Origin of the sequence: [Collinsella] massiliensis (genome assembly GCF_002161605.1) — a bacterium.
GTDB lineage: Bacteria > Actinomycetota > Coriobacteriia > Coriobacteriales > Coriobacteriaceae > Enorma.
In genome coordinates, this window is the sequence record NZ_NFIE01000001.1 from 117,295 (window position 1) to 134,874 (window position 17,580).

The following is a 17,580-nucleotide window of genomic DNA, read 5'->3' on the forward strand; positions in this document are numbered from 1 at the left end:
GGTTACCTTCCCTTGCTTCTCGGCGCTCGGAGACGCCTGCCGGCGCAGTGCCATGATAGCGAAAAACGGGCGCGCACCTCTGGGAGAACGCGACGGAGCATATGCCCGCCTTGAGGAGCGCGCCCGTTTGCGACTCACGCAGAGCAAGACCCCGCCCGGCACCCGGTTACCCGGGTGCCGGGACGAGAACCTAGACTCCTTAGCCCTTGGCGATCCAGCCGAGGCCGCCGAGGATGATGGCCAGGATGAGGACGATGAAGATCGCCTTCGTCGAGGTCATGCCCTTCTTGCCGAGGAGCCAGTACACGAAGCCGACGAGGGCGGCGGGCACGAGCTTCGGGCAGATCATGTTGGCGATGTGCTGGAGGTCGACGGTGACGCCGCCCAGATCGATCGGGGCGGAGATCACGATGCCGACGTTGGTGGACACGAGGGCGCCCACCATGAACACGCCCATGACGGTCGCGGCGTCGGTGATGGCGTTGAGCTGGTCGCTCATCGTGGTGACGAGCTTCATGCCCTGATCGTAGGCGATGTAGGTCTGCTTGCAGCGGAACCAGTCGACCACGATGTTCACGGCGATCCAGATGAAGATGCCGAGCGGGTTGCCGGCGGCGGCCATGTTAGCGGCGAGCGCGCCGAAGATCGTCGGCAGCAGCGAGCCGAAGATCGAGTCGCCGATGGAGGCGAGCGGGCCCATGAGGCCGGTCTTCAGGGAAGCGACGGTCTCGAGGCTCTCCATGCCCTCCTCTTCCTCGATCGCCAGGTCGATACCGGTGATGATCGTGTTGAGGAAGTTGGAGGTGTTGAAGAACGGGGCGCAGTGGGTGCGCGCGGCGATCTTCAGCTCTTCGGTGTTGTCCCCGTAGATCTTACGGAGCTGCGGAAGGATGATCCACAGGTAACCGGTGTGCTGCATACGCTCGTAGTTCCAGCCAGCCTGGAAGCCGACGAGGTTGCGGCGGTTGATCTGCTGGAAGTCGGCCTTCGTGAGCTTATAGCCCGTGGTGCCGTTCGGAAGCTTAGAGCTCATCGTCGTCATCTCCCTCCACGGCGGCAGCAGCGGCGGGCGCAGCGGCGGCCGCCTTATGCTGCGTGTAGTAGATGTAGGCAAGCGCGAAGCCGATGAGGGCGATCGTCAGCATGGACAGCGAGTTGTAGTCGCCGCCGGTGATGTCCGCCTCCGTGATGGTAGCCACGGTCGTAAGGTCGCCAGCGATACCCGCGACGCTCGTGAACAGGGTGCCCAGGAGGGCGGCGATCACGAAGCCGAGGATCAGGTAGGCGATGTGCTTCTTGACGGGCAGGTAGCGGAGCAGGATGGCGAAGCCCACGGCGGGCAGCGCGCCGCCCGCGACGGTCAGGCCAGCGCCGAGCCAGGCGAAGTCGCCGTTGAGCGCGGCGGTGATGGCCTCAACGACCGGCTGGCCGAAGGCGAGGGCCAGGAACACCGGGATCATACGGCTGAGGCACCAGGAGACGGCACCGAGCCAGTAATGGAAGTTGTAGGCGTTCCAGTTCATCTTCTCCACGTCGGCATCGCACATGTGGCCGAAGAACGTGTTGGCGAAACGGCCGGCGATGTCGGTGTACACCAGGATGGCAGCCACGGGCACGCCCAGGGTCGCGAGCGCGAGCTCGGGATCCATGTGAGCGCTCACCGCGAACGCGGTCGCGATGAGGGTGCCGGAGTTGGCGTCGATACGGGACGCGCCACCGAAGGTGCCGACGCCCAGGATCGTCAGCTGCATCTGGCCGCCGATCAGAAGACCGGTGGTCATGTCGCCCATGATGAGGCCGGTGATGAAGCCGGAGAACACGGCGGAGCCGGCGCTGGAGTACCAGTGCAGCTCGTCCATGATCTGGAATCCGGCGTACGCCGTGAGCAAAATGATTTGCCACCACTGAATCATGGTTTTCCTCCTTCTACAGTTACGAAACGATACGTTCCCACGCTATATACGGCCGCGCATCTCCCCTCGCGGCAGTAGCGCCAAAAGAAATTAGGCCGTGAACTTCTCGGGGTTGTTCTGCGGCGTGAGCTGGATGACCATGGGCACGCCCAGGGCCTCGAGCTCCTTGAGGGCGTCGACGTCGTCCTGGCCGCAGTTGATGTTGCGGTTGTAGGACTTGACGATGTCCATGGAGGTGATGTTGCCGAGGATGATCTCGTCGAACTTCACGCCCGCCTTGACCATCTTGACGTAGGTCTCGGGCTTCTTGACGACGATGAACAGGCGCTGGGCGTCGTACTTGCCCGCGAGGATGTTCGCGCAGGCCTTCTCGGTGGAGAGCACCGAGAGCTTGCAGGTCGCCGGGGTGGCCATGCGAAGCACCTGCTTCTGCATGTCATCGTTGCAAATCTGGTCGTCGACGACCATGAAGCGGCTCACCTGACGAGCGTTGCTCCACAGGTTGCCGACCTGGCCGTGGATGAGACGGAAATCAACACGTGCGCCAACAATCATGTTACTCAACTCCTTCTTTGTCGAGCAGGTTGATGAGGGGCTCAGAGCGCAGGGAGATCGTGCTCTCATACACGCCCTCGGTTTCGAACAAAACGAGCTCGTTCACGCCGGCGTGCGTGAAACCGTGCGGGACGAAGAGCGTCATGATGGGACCAACCTCCCAGAAGCGCCCGACGTTCACCCCGTTCACGAACGCGCAGCCCTTGCCGAAGCCCGTCGTGTCGATAAAGGTGTCAGCGGGTTCGTCGAGCGTGAACTCGAAGCGGTGGAAGGCGGGCTGGCCCTCCTCGAACCCGGCGGAGAAATCGATGCCGGAGATGTCGGTGAGCGGCAGGCAGCGCTGCTCCCACCCGGTGATGAAGTGCAGGTCCGCGCACACGCCTGTGCGGATGCCCTTGTGCTGCGTGTCGGCCAGGAGCTTGTGGCCGTAGCCCACGCGCCCCATGTTCTCCATGAGGATGTCCAGGCGGTTGCGCTCGGCGGGCAGGACGCACTTGATGTCCTCGCCGATGTGCTCCTGGTACTGCGTGGCCACGCAGGCGCCCTCCACGTAGACCTTCGCGCGGTCGCGGCCGTCGATGACGCGGATGCGCTCCTCGGCGTCCTCGGCGACGTCGCGCTCGATCGTCGTGGTGTAGAGCGTGTAGCCGTAGCTCTGGCCCAGGTCCTCCATGGTCTGGGGGTACTGGGAGCGCACGGGCTCGGACAGCGCGTCGAGCACGTTGAAGAGGCTCACGCGGCCGGTCGCGGGGATGTCCTCGATGGCCACGGCCTGCTTCACGAGCGGCTCGGCCGTCCAGGCGTCCGGGTAGAGCTCGCGCACCATGTCGCGCAGCTTGTACCACTTCTCGGTGGGGTTGCCCTCCTCGTTGAGCGGGGCGTCGTAGTCGTAGCTCGTGACCTGGTGGATGTCGTGGGTGTGCCGCGCGGAGCACGCGTTCATGAAGCCGAAGTTCGTGCCGCCGTGGAACATGTAGAGGTTCAGGCCGTCGCCGATCTCCAGGCACTCGCGCACGCAGGCGACGAGGTCGTCCGCGTCGCGGCGGATGACGTTCTCGCCCCAGCGGTTGAACCAGCCGTCCCAGAACTCCATGCACATGAGCGGCCAGTTCTTGCCGTGCTCCTCATGGAAGGCCTTGAGGGCGGCGAGGTTCTCGGCCGAGCGGCTCCCGAAGTTGCCGGTGGCGAGGATGTCGTCGTCGATGAGCGTGCCGGCGCGCAGGCAACCGCGCCACGGGCCGTCCGAGGTGCACAGCGGCACGTCCACGCCGCGCTCGACCATGAGGTCGTGGATGGCGCGCAGGTAGTCCTTGTCCTCGCAGTACGAGCCGTACTCGTTCTCGATCTGCATCATGATGATGTTGCCGCCGTGCGTGATCTGGCGCTCGACGAGGATGGGCATGAGCTGGTCGTAGTAGCGGGCGACGTGCTCGAGGAACTTGGGGTCGCGCGAGCGCGGGCGCATGGTGCGGTCGCGCATGAGCCACGCGGGCAGGCCGCCCCACTCCCACTCGCCGCAGATGTAGGGCGAGGGGCGCGCGATGAACCAGAGGCCGAGCTCGGCGGCCTCGTCGATGAAGGCGGCGATGTCGTTGAAGCCGGTGAAATCGAAGACGCCGGGCTCGGGCTCGATGGTGTTCCAGGTGAAATACGCCTCGACCGTGTTGAACCCCATGGCCTTCAGGTTGTAGAGCGAATGGCGCCAATCGGAGGGGTGCACGCGCACGGGATGGATGGCACCCGAGAGAATCGTGAACGGCTCACCATCGAGGTAGAACTTGTCACGGATCTCAAAGGTATGCATGTTCCCCCTAGCATTTGGCATGTTTGGCACTCGTATCCCTCTCTCGTCCTATCGGCATCGAGGGCAGCATCGTGCCTTCGTGGGTATCAGTATACACATCCTCACCACATTTCTCAAAATAATATGAAGTCGTCTGTGAACGGTATGTTTCGAGCCATGAACGGTTTTGTAAACATTTTCACTGGTAAATCGGTTGTTGATTCGGCGTGATGAGATGATATAGAACAACTTGCCGTTTGAACTGGCCGTCTAAGTGGTTGTAACCACTTAACCAGTACCTATACCAGCTCACTGGTACGTACCAGTGTTCGATGCGCCCCATGGCGGAACCGTTCGCGCGCAAACATACCCGTTTGCGAGCCATGCGTTCAGCCGCATCAAGTGCGGCCCCGATGTGCGCTATCCTACAGGGAGGCTCATGGATAGCGACGGGAGGCCCAGCCATGGTCGAGAAGAGGTCGTTCGGGTCATTCGGCCCCGAGGTACCGCTCGGTACCGGCCGGGGGCAGCGCGCCGCGCATCTTTACATCTTGAGCAACGACGCGCTCACCGTGCGCCTGAGCGACCTGGGTGCCGCGATCGTGGGCATCGATGCCCCGGACGGCACGGGCGAGCTCGCAGACGTGGTGCTCGGCTTCGACGAGGCCGCCGCGTACTATCCCGACAGCCAGGGAACCTACTTCGGGGCGACCGTGGGCCCGAGCGCGAACCGCGTCGAGGGCGCGACGGTGGCCATCGAGGGCGCGACCTACCGCCTGCCCGCGAACGAGGGTGCGAACAACCTGCACACGGACGCCGTGCGCGGCCTGCACGCGCAGCTCTGGCACGCGGAGGCGGACGAGGCGCGCGACCGCGTCACCTTCACCCTCGAGCTTGCGCCCGGAGAGCCGGGAAGCGACCTCGAGCTCCCGGGGCGGCGCGCGTTCAGCGTCACCTATGAGCTCGACGGCCACTGCCTGCGCATGACGTACGAGGCCGCAACCGACGCCCCCACCTTCATCAACCTCACGAACCACAGCTACTTCAACCTTGCCGGGCAGGCGTCCGGCTCGGTGGCGGCGCAGGAGCTCGCGGTCTTCGCCGAGCGCTTCCTGCCCATCGACGGCGCCTCCATCCCCACGGGCGAGCTGCGCCCCGTCGCGGGCACACCGTTCGATTTCCGCGCGCCGAAGGCCATCGGCCGCGACATCGAGGCTGCCGACGAGCAGCTCGAACGGGGCCACGGCTACGACCACTGCTTCTGCATCGACGGCTACGAGCCGGACGACGGCACGGGCGGCCTGCCCGAACCGCGCCTGGCCGCGCGCGCCCTCGACCCCGCGAGCGGGCGCGGCATGGAGCTCTGGACGACGCTGCCGGGCCTCCAGCTCTACACCGGGAACTTCATCGGCGGCGTGGCGGGCAAGGGCGGCCATGTGTACGAGGACCGCGGCGGCTTCGCGCTCGAACCCGAGTTCTATCCCGCCAGCCCCTCGCACCCGGCCTTCCCGTCCGCGATCTTCCGGCCGGGTCGTCCCTACCGCGCCGTCACCGAGTACCGCTTCTTCACGGCCGAGCCCGTCCCAGGCGCGTGATGGCGCGCTGATCCCCGTCACCGTTGAGCCGGATGGCTCACTGAAATCTGTCCCGAATGCGTCAGGAAAGGAATGCGCATGACAACAGCAACGCCCCTCGTCGACCTCTTCGCCGAACGGTTCGGCACGGCGAAGAGCCCCCTGCTCTCCGTGACCGTCCCGGCACGGTCGGAGATCGCCGGCAACCACACGGACCACGAGGGCGGTGACGTCATCGGCGGCGCGCTCGACGCGAACGTCCAGGCCGTGTGCGCCCTGAACGGCACGGATACCGTGCGCGTGGAGAGCGTGGGCTACGGCGGCTTCGAGATCGACCTCGCCGACCTCGCCGCCCGCGAGGACGAGCGCGAGACCACCGCGTCGCTCGCGCGCGGCATGGCCTCCGAGCTCGCCGCGACCGGCCGCGAACCCCAGGGCTTCGACCTCATCATGCGGAGCTCCATCCCCGCGGGCAGCGGGCTGTCGTCCTCCGCGGCGGTCGAGCTCGCCTTCGGCCGCGCCATGGAGGCGCTCTGGGAGGGCGAGCCCATCGACGCCACCGCGCTCGCCAAGATGGCGCAGCGCACGGAGAACGTCCACTTCGGCAAGCCCTGCGGCCTGCTCGACCAGCTCGCCGAGGCGCTCGGCGGCCTCGCCCACATGAGCTTCGCCGACCCCGCCGAGCCGGCGTCCGAGAAGCTCGCCTTCGACTTCGAGGACAAGGGCTACGCGCTCGTCCTCGTAAACGTGGGCAGCGACCACAGCGCCCTCACCGGCGAGTACGCCGCCGTGCCGGGCGAGATGAAGGCCGTCGCCGCCGCCTTCGGCAAGGAGCGCCTGTGCGAGGTCGACTCGGCCGCCTTCGATAGCGAGGTCGTGCGCCTGCGCCACGAGCTCGGCGACCGCCCGGTGCTCCGCGCCCTGCACTACTGGAACGAGCAGGACCTCGTCCTCAAGCGCTGGGACGCCCTCAAGGCCGGCGATATCGACGCGTTCCTCGCCCTCACCCGCGCCTCGGGCGCGAGCTCGGCCATGCTCCTGCAGAACGTCTCGGTGGGCGGCGCGCCCGAGCAGTCCGCAATGGTGGCCCTCGGCCTGGCGCAGCGCCTGCTCGAGGGCGAGGGCGCCTGCCGCATCCACGGCGGCGGCTTCGGCGGCTCCATCCAGGCCTTCGTGCCGGTGGACCGCGTGGACGCCTTCATCACCGGCATGGACGAGTGGTTCGGCGCGGGCGCGTCCCGCCATTACCGCATCGTGAGCGAGGGAGCTGAGTACGCATGGCTGTAGAGAACACCACCCCCGCGGCCGGCGCGCCGCGCGTCGCCGACGACATCAACGAGCTCGTCTCCTACGCCATCGTCCGCGGCATGCTCGCCCCGGAGGACGCCATCTGGGCATATAACGCCATCCTCGAGCGCATCGGCGAGGACGGCCCTGCGGCGCCGAGCTCGGCCGTGTTCCTCGAGAACGGCTACCAGCTCTCCCCCACGCGCGACCTCGCGGAGGACGAGCCCTCCATCGAGATCGCGTTCACCGACGATGAGGCCGCCGGCTTCGACCTTGAGGACTGCATCGAGCGCATCGCGGCCGCGGGCGTCGCGAACGGCCGCGAGGAGGATACCCCATCCGGCCGCGACCGCATCGCCACGCGCGTGATGGACATCCTCATGCCGCGCCCCTCCGAGGTGGACGCGACGTTCGCCGAGCTCTATGACGAGGACGGCGCCGAGGCCGCGACCGATTGGTTCTACCGCCTGTGCTGCGACGCGCGCTACGTGCGCACCGCCGCCATCGCGCGGAACATCGGCTGGACGACGCCCACGCGCTGGGGCGACCTCGAGATCACCATCAACCTCTCCAAGCCGGAGAAGGACCCGAAGGCCATCGCCGCCGCCGGCGCCGCGCCCGCGGGCGAGGCGTACCCGGCCTGCCAGCTCTGCATGGAGAACGAGGGCTACAGCGGCCGCGGCGCGGGTGCCGCCCACGGCGCGCATCCCGCCCGCCAGAACCTGCGCATCGTCCCCATCACGCTCGGCGACGAGCACTGGGGCCTGCAGTACAGCCCCTACGCGTACTTCTCCGAGCACTGCATCGCCATGAGCGCCGAGCACCGCCTCATGCACGTCGACCGCGAGAACATGGCGCGGCTCGTCGACTTCATCGACCTCTTCCCCCACTACTTCGTGGGCTCCAACGCCGACCTGCCCATCGTGGGCGGCTCGATCCTCTCGCACGACCACTTCCAGGGCGGGCGCCACACATTCCCCATGATGAAGGCGGCCGTGGAGGAGACGTTCGAGATCCCCGGCGCGCCCGAGGTGCTCGGCGAGGTGCTGCGCTGGCCGCTCTCCGTGCTCAAGCTCAGCGCGCGCGACCGCGAGGCGCTGCTCGACGCCGCCGCGCACGTGCTCGACGTGTGGCGCGGCTGGAGCGACGAGGAGCTCGGGATCGTGGCGGAATCGGACGGCGAGCGGCACAACACCATCACGCCGGTTGCCTGCCGCGAGGGCGACGACTACGTGCTCTACCTGGCGCTTCGCTGCAACATCGCCACCGATGAGCACCCCTTGGGCGTGTTCCACCCGCATGCCGAGTGGCACCACATCAAGAAGGAGAACATCGGCCTCATCGAGGTCATGGGCCTGGCGATCCTGCCGCCGCGCCTCGTGGAGGAGCTCGCCGCGGTGCGGGAGCACCTGCTGTCGGGCGCCGAGGGAGCGGCGCTCGCCCAGGCGCTCGAGGGCGACCCGCTGTCCACCTCGCACGCCGCGTGGGCGCTCGAGCTGGCCGAGGCGCATCCCGAGTTGACGCCCGAGAACGCCGAGGAGATCATCCGCGCGGGCGTGGGCGAGGTCTTCGGGCATGTGCTCGAGGACGCCGGCGTCTACAAGTGGGACCTCGCCGGCCGCGCCGGACTGCACCGCTTCCTCGCCGCGCTCTAGGAACCGTGAGCCCGCACGTGGAAACGCCCAACTTTTTCATGTGCGGTCTTGCGCTACGGGGCGTTTCCACGTAATATTAACGGTCGCAGGACATAGCGCCTGCCGCTGAATGCCAGCATAGCTCAGTTGGTAGAGCACCGCTCTCGTAAAGCGGGGGTCATGAGTTCGAGTCTCATTGCTGGCTCCAGTCACACGCAACAGCCCGGACGCCGCGCGCCTGGGCTGTTTTCGTATGCCTCCCCTATGGAGGGAACCCAAACGGAACCGCCCCCGCACGCAGGCAGATGCCGCATGCGGGGGCGGTTTTGAGCTTGCGGGGAGCTACGCGCGGGATTTACGCGTAGAGCCCGTAGATGTCCATGTCGGCATCGGCGAAGAGCGTGTTCGCGAAGTCCGTCCACGCCTGGCTCGACTGCGAGGCCTGGGTCGCGTACTCCTGGTAGGCCACGTAGTAGGCGATGATGGCCTCCTCGTAGGACGCGGAGTCCGCCGTGACGTCCATGCCCTGGAGCGCGGTCGCGTACGGGCCGTCAGTCGAGGCCCACGTGCCCGTCTCGGCATCCCACTCATCGCCGGCGAGGTTGATGATGTAGTCCGCGTACGCCTTCGAGCGCGTGCTCGTGTCGCCATCCGCCGGCTGCTCGGGCTCCTCGGGGAGGGCGACCGTCGACGCGGGGGCGATCTGGTTGTAGAGCTTCTCGATCATCGTGCTGTTCCGCACGATCTCGCGCGCCTGGTCCTCGCTCAGGCCGTACTGGGTCGCGAGCGTCGCGAAGTCGGACGTGCCGTAGGTCTGCTCGGCATAGGCCGTCACCTCGTCGTCCGTGACCTCGATGCCGCGCGCCTCCGCCTCGTTGAGAAGGATCTGCGTGCGCACGTAGGCGACGAGCGTCTCGGCCGAGGGTGCGCGGTACATGCCGTCATCGGTCTTCATGGAGTCGAGGCTGTACTGGCTCTCGATCGCTTCGCGCGCGGTGATGTCGTGCCGCGCGCCCTTGTACGTGTACGAGGCGACGGTGGCGTCGAGCTGGCCTTCAGTGAGCAGTGCCGAGCCCGGGGCGGACGATGCGCCGCCGAAGCCGCCGCGGCCGATGAAATAGCCGCCGACGCCGGCGACGATGATCGCAATGACGAACGCCGCGATGAGGATCGCGCGGTTGTGGTGCCGGGTGGAGCCATGGTCGGAGGAGGTGGAGTCGATCGCCTGGGCAGGAGCGGTGTCCTCGACGGCGTCCTCAAGGTCGTCATCTTCGGCGGGGTCGTCGTCAGCGGCGGCCTCGTCGTCAGCATCATCAGCGGCGTCCGCCTCATCGGCATCTGCGTCCGCGGCGTCATCGTCCGCGGCATCCGCACCCGTCTCGTCGGTATCCGCGGCATCATCGTCCACGTCGTCCGCCGCAGCGTCCGCATCCTCCCGCTCGATGACCTCGACCTCGGATTCCGGCAGGTCATCGGGGACGTCGGAGCGCTCGATCACCTCGATGCCGTCGATGTAGTCGTGCTCGCCCTCGAGCTCGTCCCGCTTCACCAAGAGCCCCATAGCCCTATCCCTTCGTCTCGTCCCGCGCATCACAGGTGCGCGATGACCGCTTCCGTGTAGGCACGCGTGCCCACGGCACCCTCGGTGCTGCCCGTGAGCGCGCGGCGGATGTCCGCCGTCACCGCGGTGCCTTCGGCGAGCGTCGCGCTCACGGCACGGCGCATGCGCTCGGCGGCCGCATGTTCATCCAGATAATCGAGCATCATCGCGGCGGATAGGAACTCGGCCGTCGGGTTCGCGATGTCGCGCCCCGCGATGTCGGGGGCGGAGCCGTGCGTCGCCTCGAAGATGGCGCAATCGCGGCCGATGTTGGCGCCCGGGGCGAGCCCCAGGCCGCCCACGAGCCCCGCGCACAGGTCAGACACGATGTCGCCGTAGAGGTTCGGCAGCACGAGCACGTCGAAATCCGCCGGGTTCTGGACGAGCCCCATGCACGCCGCGTCCACGATCTTATCCTCGAAGGCGATGTCCGGGTACGCGGAGGCCACCTCCCGCGCCATGCGCAGAAAGAGGCCGTCCGTCTCCTTCATGATGTTCGCCTTGTGCACCGCCGTGACCTTGCGGCGGCCGTTCGCCCGCGCGTAGTCGAACGCCGCGGTCACGATGGCGCGCGACGCGGGCTCGGAGATGGGCTTGAGCGAGAGCGCCGATCCCGGGCGGATCCCGCGCATGCCCGCCGCGCGCACGAGCTCGTCGATCGCGGCAACCTCGGGCGAGCCGGGCGCGAACTCGATGCCCGCATAGAGGTCCTCGGTGTTCTCGCGGAAGATCACGAGGTCGACGTCCGTGTAGCGCGAGCCGTCGCCGGGCAGCGACCGGCACGGGCGCACGCAGGCGTACAGGTCGAACGCGTGCCGGAGCGCCACGTTCACGCTCCTGAAGCCCGTGCCCACCGGTGTGGTCACCGGACCCTTGATCGCCACGCCCACCGCGCGGATGGCCTCGAGGGCGCGCTCGGGCAGCGGCGTCCCCTCGCGCTCCATGACGGCGGCGCCGACGTGGACCTCCTGCCAGGAGATGCCGACGCCCGTGGCATCGACGACCGCGCGCATGGCACGCGTGATCTCCGGGCCGATCCCGTCACCGGGGATGAGGGCGACGCGATGCTCCATGCGCTACTCCTCGTCCTCTTCGACGTCGTCGTCCTTCGCCTGGGCGCGGACGCGCTTCTTGGGCGCATCGAGCTTGAAGCGCTTGACGAGCATGTCGTAGATCTCGCGCGAGCGCGCCTTGAGATAGCTGCCCTTGCCGTTCTCCGCGTCGAACGAGAGGCGGCCGGCGAGCTCCTCGGCCACGTCGCCCGCGATCTTGCCCTGCGCGAACTCATGGAGGTAGCCGAGCATGTCGCGGTACTCGAGGTCGCCGTGATAGCACTGGATGGCCTCGTCGATGATGGGCCACACCTTCTTGGAGCGGCCGCGCTCCGTGGCACCCCAGACGCACAGCAGGTGGAAGGCGGAGAGGCGCAGCGTCGCGGAGAGCTCGTCGAAGAGCGCCGTCTCGGCGCCCTCGAAGGCGGCGCCGATCTCCTTCGCGTGGTCGGGGACGAGCTCGCTCAGGGCGTCGAGCACCTCCCAGCGGGTCTGCGCCTCGGGGCGGTACAGGGCGTCGATGAGGTCGGAGACGTACGGGTCGAGGAGCTTCGGCTCGCGCTGGGCGAGGATCGCCACCACGCGCGCGGAGAACTGCCGCGTGCGCCTGCTCGAGCTGCTCAGGTCCTCGATGAGCGCGGCGAGCGCCGCACCGTCGCGCTCGATCTGCGCGAGCGCCTCGACCTCCTGGGTATCGAGCTCGCGTTCCTTGGTATCTGCCATTGATGCCTACCTCTTCTTGCGATTCGTATACGACTGCACGGGACGCGGGCGCACCGGGCGCTTACTCCCCGTGATGGCGGCAGCCGCACTCATGGCCGTCGCCGTGTCCGTGATGGCGTCCCTCGCCATGGCAGCACTCGTGGCCCTCGCCGTGCTCGTGGCCGTGGCCGTGGCAGCACTCGTGCTCCTCGCCGTGGCCGTGCTCATGGCCGTGGCCGCAGCCGCATGCGTCCTCATCCTGGGTGTAGCGCGACCAGTCGAGGCCGGCCGCCGCGGCGTCCGCCTCCTCCGCGTAGAGCAGGGTGATGGCCTGCGTGCCGAGCTCCGCGCCGCCGATGGCGTCGAGCATGTCGTACAGGGCGTAGGCGGTGTCCGCGCCGGGCAGGGCGATCTCGTACTCCTCCGCCTCCTGGAGCGCCAGGCCGATGTCCTTGATGAAGTGTTTCACCATGAAGCCCGGCTTCCAGTCGCCCTCGAGCGCCTTGGGAGCCAGCTGCTCCATCGCGCCGGACTTGCCCGTGCCGGTGAGGATCATGTCGCGCGTGAGCTCGAGGTCGAGGCCGGCCTGCTGCGCATAGGAGAGCGCGTCGGCCATGCCCACCATGGACGCGGCGAGCGACACCTGGTTGGCGAGCTTCGCGGCCTGGCCCTTGCCCGCGCCGCCGAAGCAGAAGATGCGCGAGGTGAAGGTGGCGAGCAGCTCGCGGACGGGCTCGATGTCGTGCTCGGTCGCGCCGATGATCGCGGTGAGCGTGCCGGCGATGGCGCCCGCCTGGCCGCCCGTCACGGGGCAGTCGAAGGCGGTGCGCTCGCTCACGGCAGCCGCACCGGCGATGTCGCGCGCGAGCGAGGGGCTGCTCGTGGTGAGGTCGATGAGGATCGCGCCCGGCTTCGAGGCCGTGAGCAGGCCGTCGCTCGCCAGGTAGAGCTCCTCGACGTCCTCGGGGTAGCCCACCATCGTGAACACCACGTCCGCGCCGGCAGCAGCCTCGGCGGGCGTGGCGGCGAGCTCAGCGCCGCGGTCGACGAGCGGCTGCGCCTTCGCCTGGGTGCGGTTGTAGACCGTGAGCGGGTAGCCCGCGTCGAGGATGTGCCCGGCGATGGGCGCGCCCATGATGCCCGTTCCGATGAACGCGACCTTCAGCTTCTTATCTGCCATTGTGGTATCTCCCTTGTTTGCTTGCCACGTTGTCGATGCGTTGGGGGTGATAATTTGGTGTCAGTCACCTTTTTATCACGTGCTCCGCGGTGATAAAAAGGTGACTGACACCTTTTTATCACCTGTGCGGGCGGGGTGGATCAGCCGCGGACCTTCCGCGCGATGCGGTCGGAGAGCGACAGCTTGTCGGCGCGGTTCTTGCCCCAGAAAATGATGGCGACCATGCCCGGTCCCACGTGCGCGCCGATGGTCGGGCCCACGGAACCGCGGATGATCGTGAGGTCGGAGCAACCGTCCTCCTTGCGGATGGCGGCCTCGAGCCAATCGCCGTCCTTCTCGGCATCCGAGGTCACGATGGTGAGCGGCATGCTCGGATCGACGATGTAGTTCTCCTTGAACGACTTCACGAGGCCCTTGAGCGCCTTCTTGCGCCCGCGGCTCACGCCCGTGAGCGTGAGCGACCCCGCGAGGTCGAACGAAAGGCTCGCCTTGATGTCGAGCTTGCTCGAGAGCTGCGCGGCCGCCGGCGGGATGCGCCCGCCCGCCGCGAGCGAATCGAGGCTGTCGAGGGTGAAGTAGCCGTGCACGCAGGTCTTCGCCTCGTCCGCCCACTGCGCGAGCTGCTGGGCGGTGAGGCCCGCCGCGCGCTGGCGCACGGCCTCGAGCGCCAGGAGCTCGCCGCACGAGCACGGCAGGGCGTTGTCGACCACGTACAGCTCGAAATCCGGGTACTTCGCGCGGATCTCGTCCGCCGCGATGCACGCGTGCTCGTAGCTCGAGGAAAGCGCCGAGGTGAACGCGAGGTACACCGTGGGCGTGCCTTCCTCGGCGCACTCGGTGAAGTACTCGAGGTAGCGCCCGACAGAGATGGCCGCCGTCGAGGCCTTCACGCCCGAGCGGATCTGGTCGTAGAACCACTTCGGCGTCATGGACGCCCAGATGTCATCCGCCCGCTCCTCGCCGTCGAGGATATAGGGGAAACCAAGGATGTCGACATCGAGCGTCGCGGCGATCTCGGGGGTGAAGTCGCAACAGGTATCGACCGCGATGCGACAGCGGTGCGCGTACCCTTCGGATTGAGCGATGGTCATCTGCTCAGCCTTTCTCAAAAAAGCGGCCATCCGCATGGATGGCCGCTCGCCTACATGCACGCAGTAGACGTATTTTACTCGCCGGGAACCTCGATTTTGGGCTTGATGATGCCATATCCACCATTCTTACGGTGATACACCACATTGATGAGGCCGGTCGTGGCGTTCTCGAACACGTAGAAGTCGTGGCCGAGCAGATCGGTCTGCACGAGCGCCTGCTCCTCGGTCATCGGGGTGATGTCGATGACCTTCTCGCGCACGAGCAGGTTGTCCTCTTCCTCCGGGAGTAGGAGGTCGGCCAGGTCCTCGACGCGCTCGACGGGCGCGACCTCGGCTGCCGACGGCCCCTGCTGGCGGTTGTCGACGACCTTCGTCTTGAACTTGCGGAGCTGCCGGGTGACCTTGTCGGCGGCGGTATCGATGGCGGCGTACATATCGGCGCCGTGCTCGGCCACGCGGATCACCGAGCCGCGGGCACGGACGGTGACCTCCACGATCGCCGGTTCGGCGATGGAGGGGTTCTTCTCGTAGCGGAGCACGACATCGCAGGTCATGGGCTCGATATCGAATACCTTGAGCGCCTCTCCGACCTTCTCTTCAACATGCGAGCGCAGGGCATCGGTTACCGTGGTCTTACGTCCGGAAACCTTGATATCCATGAGCACTCCTATCTATCCGGGGACAGTACGTACCGTTTTTGTACCCAAACAGCGGAGGCGCATGACGCGGGGCGACGGTCGGGCCGCGATGCGCCGCTCGTCGGACGATGCGCGCCGCCGACCGAATTCCACCGATTCTGAACGCTAATCCGAGCAAGGGGGTACAAGACCATCATTTCGCAGGTAGATGGCCTTGTCTTGCGTGTTTTTCGCTGTTGCGGGGCACTTGCCGGCGCCCGGCGCGCGGGCTCCTAGAAGTCGTTGATGTCGCTGTGGTCGTCGGAATCCTCGGCAGCCGACGCGTCATCGTCTGCGGCCTCCGGCTCCTCGGTGATCGTCACGCCGGAGAGCACCGCGCTCGAGAGGTTGAGCGGCAGCGACCCGTACCACAGCACGTGGATCGCATCGAGGGTGCCGTCGGCCGAGATCTCGTCGAGCGCCACGCCCACGGCGTCGGCGAGGTCGGTCGCGGACGACGCGTACGCGATCCCGTAGGAGGTCGACGGGCCGATCGTGCCGGCGAAGAACACGCCCTCATAGGTACGCGCCAGGTAGGCCCCAGCGGTCGCGTCGCACGCCACGTAGTCGACCTCGCCGGCCGCGAGCGCGTCGAAGCACTCGTTCACGTTGTCGTAGACGTTCTCGGTGGTGATGCCCATGCGGGTGAGCGCCTCCTGGGACGCGGAGCCGTCCTGCACGCCCACGGCCGCCCGCGAAAGGTCCTCGGCGGTGACGGTGGCCGGCGCGGAATCCGAGGCCCCGAAGACCGCCGTCGCGTTCTGCAGATACTCGCCCTGAACCCTGATGTCATCGGACTGGTTGCGCGTCGTCGCGCCCAGGTAGATGTCCGCCTCGCCCGCTTCGATGGCATCCTGGGGCGACACGGAGCTCACGAAGGCCACCTTGAGGCCCATCGAATCGACGAGCGCGAGCGCGACGTCGACCGCATAGCCCTCGTACGTGCCGTCGGAGGTGATCATCACCTGCGGGGCGTCGGTGGTGTCGAGGGCGACGGTGAGGGTGCCGGCCTGTACGAGCTGGGAGTCGTCCACGACCTGGTCGACGGGCTCGTCCTCGGCCTCGGAAAGCGGCGGCGTGGTGAACGAGCATCCGCTGAGCGCCCATGCGAGCGCCACGACCGCGGCGACGAGCGCCCCCCGCTGCAACCAACTTCTCAACCCGTGCGACATGGACAGACCCTACCTCGCTCCACGGCGCCGCGCGGGCGCCTTCCCTGCTCCGCCCCACGCGTGGGCGGTGAATTGTCGATGTCCCCCAGCTGACCTGGTCTTTTCCCCCACACCTGCGCACTGGGGCGTTTGCTCGGCCGCCGCGGCGGCGTCACGACTTGCCCGCTCGCCCGCGGGGCGGAATTACCCCTGGCAACGGACGGTGCGTCTTACCTCTAGGACGCGCCATGATCGCGCATGCGCGCACGCATGCACTTACGTGGGTCCTTTCGACCGCGTCTGTCTTGGACTAGGATGCGCGAGCGCATCGGCAACCACAGCCTGAGGGGACGCGATTAGTATACAACACGCATGAGCTGCGCGGGCGCTGCCCTTTCGCGAGTCATTGGGGACGGGTTCAATTGACTCACCGAGTCATTGGGGACGGGTTCATTTGACTCACGCCGTGCGCGCGGAGCCAGAGCCTGTCCCAAAACGTGAGAAAAGTAACGTTTTGAACCCGTCCCTTTTTGACTACCACACGCGGGCGAAGGCGAGGGCGTCGACGTGCGCGGCACCGGCGGCGCGCAGGGCGGTGGCGGCAGCGCGCATGGTGGCGCCCGTCGTGATCACGTCGTCGAGCAACAGCAGGCGCAGGCCGCCCACCGGCGCGACCACCTCGTACGCACCCCGCGAGCGCTCCATGCGCCCCGCCCGGCCGAGCGCGCGCTGGTCGGCCGATCCGTGCTTGACGAGGGCGTCGATGAGCGGCAGCCCGGAGAGCTCACTGAAGCTCCGCGCGATGAGCTCCATGTGGTCGAACCCGCGGCGCGCATACGCAGACGCAGTCACAGGAACGAATGTCACAGCGTCCGCGCTCCTCAGCAGCCCGCCGTAGCGCTCGGGCGCCACCTGCTCCGCATGCTCCGCGGCATCGAGCATGAGCTCGGCGATGAGCGCGCCCAGGCGCCGCTCCCCCGCGTCCTTGTACGTACGGATGATGCGCGGGACGGGGTCGGCGAACACCGTCGCGGCAAGGCACCGGTCGACGGCGCGTGCCTCCGGCGTCGCGGGTGAGCCCGCGGTCGCGCCCTCGCCCCCGTCCACCGTATCGCCCGCCGTCCCGCACTCCGTGCAGAGCATATCGCCGAACGGCGCGCCACAGCGCGTGCAAGCGTGGAGGGGATCGATGACCTCGATACGGGAAAGGCACGCCTCGCAGATGAGCGCGCCCGGGCGCTCGCAGCCCGCGCAGCGCGTGGGCGAGAGCACCTCGAGGGCGGCCTCGCGCAACCTGCCCATAAACGAATCGTCGCCGAAAACCGCCGCAGCATCCCCCTCAGATGCGATGGGGATGCTGCGGGCGCGCTTCATATGTGTC

Annotated in this window: 15 protein-coding genes and 1 tRNA gene; 4 read left to right on the top strand and 12 right to left on the bottom strand. The window is 67.4% G+C overall.

What is annotated here, in order from left to right; translation table 11 throughout:
• Nucleotides 1-199: 199 nt before the first annotated feature.
• The 4 genes from B5G02_RS00490 to B5G02_RS00505 all read right to left on the bottom strand — a co-directional run bounded on the left by B5G02_RS00490 (nucleotide 200) and on the right by B5G02_RS00505 (nucleotide 4,272).
• Complete coding sequence (locus B5G02_RS00490; RefSeq protein ID WP_094334747.1) at nucleotides 200-1,042, bottom strand: PTS system mannose/fructose/sorbose family transporter subunit IID; 843 nt, start codon at nucleotides 1,040-1,042, stop codon at nucleotides 200-202.
• On the bottom strand, nucleotides 1,023-1,913 hold the full coding sequence (locus B5G02_RS00495) for a PTS mannose/fructose/sorbose/N-acetylgalactosamine transporter subunit IIC (protein WP_094334748.1): 891 nt from the start codon (nucleotides 1,911-1,913) through the stop codon (nucleotides 1,023-1,025). The genes B5G02_RS00490 and B5G02_RS00495 overlap by 20 nt, the downstream gene beginning before the upstream one ends.
• A 90-nt stretch (nucleotides 1,914-2,003) precedes the next feature.
• On the bottom strand, nucleotides 2,004-2,468 hold the full coding sequence (locus tag B5G02_RS00500; protein WP_094334749.1) for a PTS sugar transporter subunit IIB: 465 nt from the start codon (nucleotides 2,466-2,468) through the stop codon (nucleotides 2,004-2,006).
• A gap of 1 nt (nucleotide 2,469) precedes the next feature.
• Complete coding sequence (locus B5G02_RS00505; protein WP_094334750.1) at nucleotides 2,470-4,272, bottom strand: glycoside hydrolase family 35 protein; 1,803 nt, start codon at nucleotides 4,270-4,272, stop codon at nucleotides 2,470-2,472.
• A 443-nt stretch (nucleotides 4,273-4,715) separates the two neighbouring features.
• On the opposite strand from B5G02_RS00505, the gene B5G02_RS00510 reads away from it, so the two are divergent.
• From B5G02_RS00510 to B5G02_RS00525, 4 genes are all read left to right on the top strand, one after another.
• Nucleotides 4,716-5,846: an aldose epimerase family protein gene (locus B5G02_RS00510; protein WP_094334751.1), complete on the top strand. Its 1,131-nt coding sequence runs from the start codon at nucleotides 4,716-4,718 to the stop codon at nucleotides 5,844-5,846.
• A gap of 78 nt (nucleotides 5,847-5,924) precedes the next feature.
• Nucleotides 5,925-7,112 carry a galactokinase gene (locus tag B5G02_RS00515; RefSeq protein ID WP_094334752.1) on the top strand — a complete coding sequence of 396 codons (1,188 nt, stop codon included), beginning with the start codon at nucleotides 5,925-5,927 and terminating at the stop codon, nucleotides 7,110-7,112.
• Nucleotides 7,103-8,767: a UDP-glucose--hexose-1-phosphate uridylyltransferase gene (locus B5G02_RS00520; protein ID WP_094334753.1), complete on the top strand. Its 1,665-nt coding sequence runs from the start codon at nucleotides 7,103-7,105 to the stop codon at nucleotides 8,765-8,767. The genes B5G02_RS00515 and B5G02_RS00520 overlap by 10 nt, the downstream gene beginning before the upstream one ends.
• A gap of 111 nt (nucleotides 8,768-8,878) precedes the next feature.
• Nucleotides 8,879-8,954, top strand: a tRNA-Thr gene (locus B5G02_RS00525).
• Nucleotides 8,955-9,101: 147 nt separating this feature from the next.
• Here the strand turns inward: B5G02_RS00525 and B5G02_RS00530 are convergent.
• From B5G02_RS00530 to B5G02_RS00565, 8 genes are all read right to left on the bottom strand, one after another.
• Nucleotides 9,102-10,307 carry a hypothetical protein gene (locus tag B5G02_RS00530; protein ID WP_094334754.1) on the bottom strand — a complete coding sequence of 402 codons (1,206 nt, stop codon included), beginning with the start codon at nucleotides 10,305-10,307 and terminating at the stop codon, nucleotides 9,102-9,104.
• A gap of 29 nt (nucleotides 10,308-10,336) precedes the next feature.
• A complete protein-coding gene (locus tag B5G02_RS00535; RefSeq protein WP_019239197.1) occupies nucleotides 10,337-11,419 on the bottom strand; it encodes an isocitrate/isopropylmalate dehydrogenase family protein in 1,083 nt (360 codons plus the stop codon).
• 3 nt (nucleotides 11,420-11,422) lie between these two features.
• Nucleotides 11,423-12,121 carry a hypothetical protein gene (locus B5G02_RS00540; protein ID WP_019239198.1) on the bottom strand — a complete coding sequence of 233 codons (699 nt, stop codon included), beginning with the start codon at nucleotides 12,119-12,121 and terminating at the stop codon, nucleotides 11,423-11,425.
• A gap of 61 nt (nucleotides 12,122-12,182) precedes the next feature.
• On the bottom strand, nucleotides 12,183-13,280 hold the full coding sequence (locus B5G02_RS00545) for an NAD(P)-dependent oxidoreductase (RefSeq protein WP_094334755.1): 1,098 nt from the start codon (nucleotides 13,278-13,280) through the stop codon (nucleotides 12,183-12,185).
• A gap of 140 nt (nucleotides 13,281-13,420) precedes the next feature.
• The gene (locus tag B5G02_RS00550; protein ID WP_094334756.1) at nucleotides 13,421-14,371 is read right to left on the bottom strand and encodes a DegV family protein; all 951 of its coding nucleotides are present in this window, start codon (nucleotides 14,369-14,371) and stop codon (nucleotides 13,421-13,423) included.
• 74 nt (nucleotides 14,372-14,445) lie between these two features.
• The gene (hpf, locus tag B5G02_RS00555) at nucleotides 14,446-15,030 is read right to left on the bottom strand and encodes a ribosome hibernation-promoting factor, HPF/YfiA family (protein WP_019239201.1); all 585 of its coding nucleotides are present in this window, start codon (nucleotides 15,028-15,030) and stop codon (nucleotides 14,446-14,448) included.
• 251 nt (nucleotides 15,031-15,281) lie between these two features.
• Nucleotides 15,282-16,220, bottom strand: coding sequence for a substrate-binding periplasmic protein (locus B5G02_RS00560; protein WP_241146102.1), 939 nt, complete (start codon nucleotides 16,218-16,220; stop codon nucleotides 15,282-15,284).
• 513 nt (nucleotides 16,221-16,733) lie between these two features.
• Nucleotides 16,734-17,573, bottom strand: coding sequence for a ComF family protein (locus B5G02_RS00565; protein WP_094334758.1), 840 nt, complete (start codon nucleotides 17,571-17,573; stop codon nucleotides 16,734-16,736).
• Nucleotides 17,574-17,580: the final 7 nt, after the last annotated feature.

Bases quoted from the DNA above. Each gene is read 5' to 3' on its own strand.
- B5G02_RS00490 (WP_094334747.1), bottom strand. From the start codon at position 1,042: ATGACGACGATGAGCTCTAAGCTTCCGAACGGCACCACGGGCTATAAG.
- B5G02_RS00495 (WP_094334748.1), bottom strand. From the start codon at position 1,913: ATGATTCAGTGGTGGCAAATCATTTTGCTCACGGCGTACGCCGGATTC.
- B5G02_RS00500 (WP_094334749.1), bottom strand. From the start codon at position 2,468: ATGATTGTTGGCGCACGTGTTGATTTCCGTCTCATCCACGGCCAGGTC.
- B5G02_RS00505 (WP_094334750.1), bottom strand. From the start codon at position 4,272: ATGCATACCTTTGAGATCCGTGACAAGTTCTACCTCGATGGTGAGCCG.
- B5G02_RS00510 (WP_094334751.1), top strand. From the start codon at position 4,716: ATGGTCGAGAAGAGGTCGTTCGGGTCATTCGGCCCCGAGGTACCGCTC.
- B5G02_RS00515 (WP_094334752.1), top strand. From the start codon at position 5,925: ATGACAACAGCAACGCCCCTCGTCGACCTCTTCGCCGAACGGTTCGGC.
- B5G02_RS00520 (WP_094334753.1), top strand. From the start codon at position 7,103: ATGGCTGTAGAGAACACCACCCCCGCGGCCGGCGCGCCGCGCGTCGCC.
- B5G02_RS00530 (WP_094334754.1), bottom strand. From the start codon at position 10,307: ATGGGGCTCTTGGTGAAGCGGGACGAGCTCGAGGGCGAGCACGACTAC.
- B5G02_RS00535 (WP_019239197.1), bottom strand. From the start codon at position 11,419: ATGGAGCATCGCGTCGCCCTCATCCCCGGTGACGGGATCGGCCCGGAG.
- B5G02_RS00540 (WP_019239198.1), bottom strand. From the start codon at position 12,121: ATGGCAGATACCAAGGAACGCGAGCTCGATACCCAGGAGGTCGAGGCG.
- B5G02_RS00545 (WP_094334755.1), bottom strand. From the start codon at position 13,280: ATGGCAGATAAGAAGCTGAAGGTCGCGTTCATCGGAACGGGCATCATG.
- B5G02_RS00550 (WP_094334756.1), bottom strand. From the start codon at position 14,371: ATGACCATCGCTCAATCCGAAGGGTACGCGCACCGCTGTCGCATCGCG.
- hpf (WP_019239201.1), bottom strand. From the start codon at position 15,030: ATGGATATCAAGGTTTCCGGACGTAAGACCACGGTAACCGATGCCCTG.
- B5G02_RS00560 (WP_241146102.1), bottom strand. From the start codon at position 16,220: ATGTCGCACGGGTTGAGAAGTTGGTTGCAGCGGGGGGCGCTCGTCGCC.
- B5G02_RS00565 (WP_094334758.1), bottom strand. From the start codon at position 17,573: ATGAAGCGCGCCCGCAGCATCCCCATCGCATCTGAGGGGGATGCTGCG.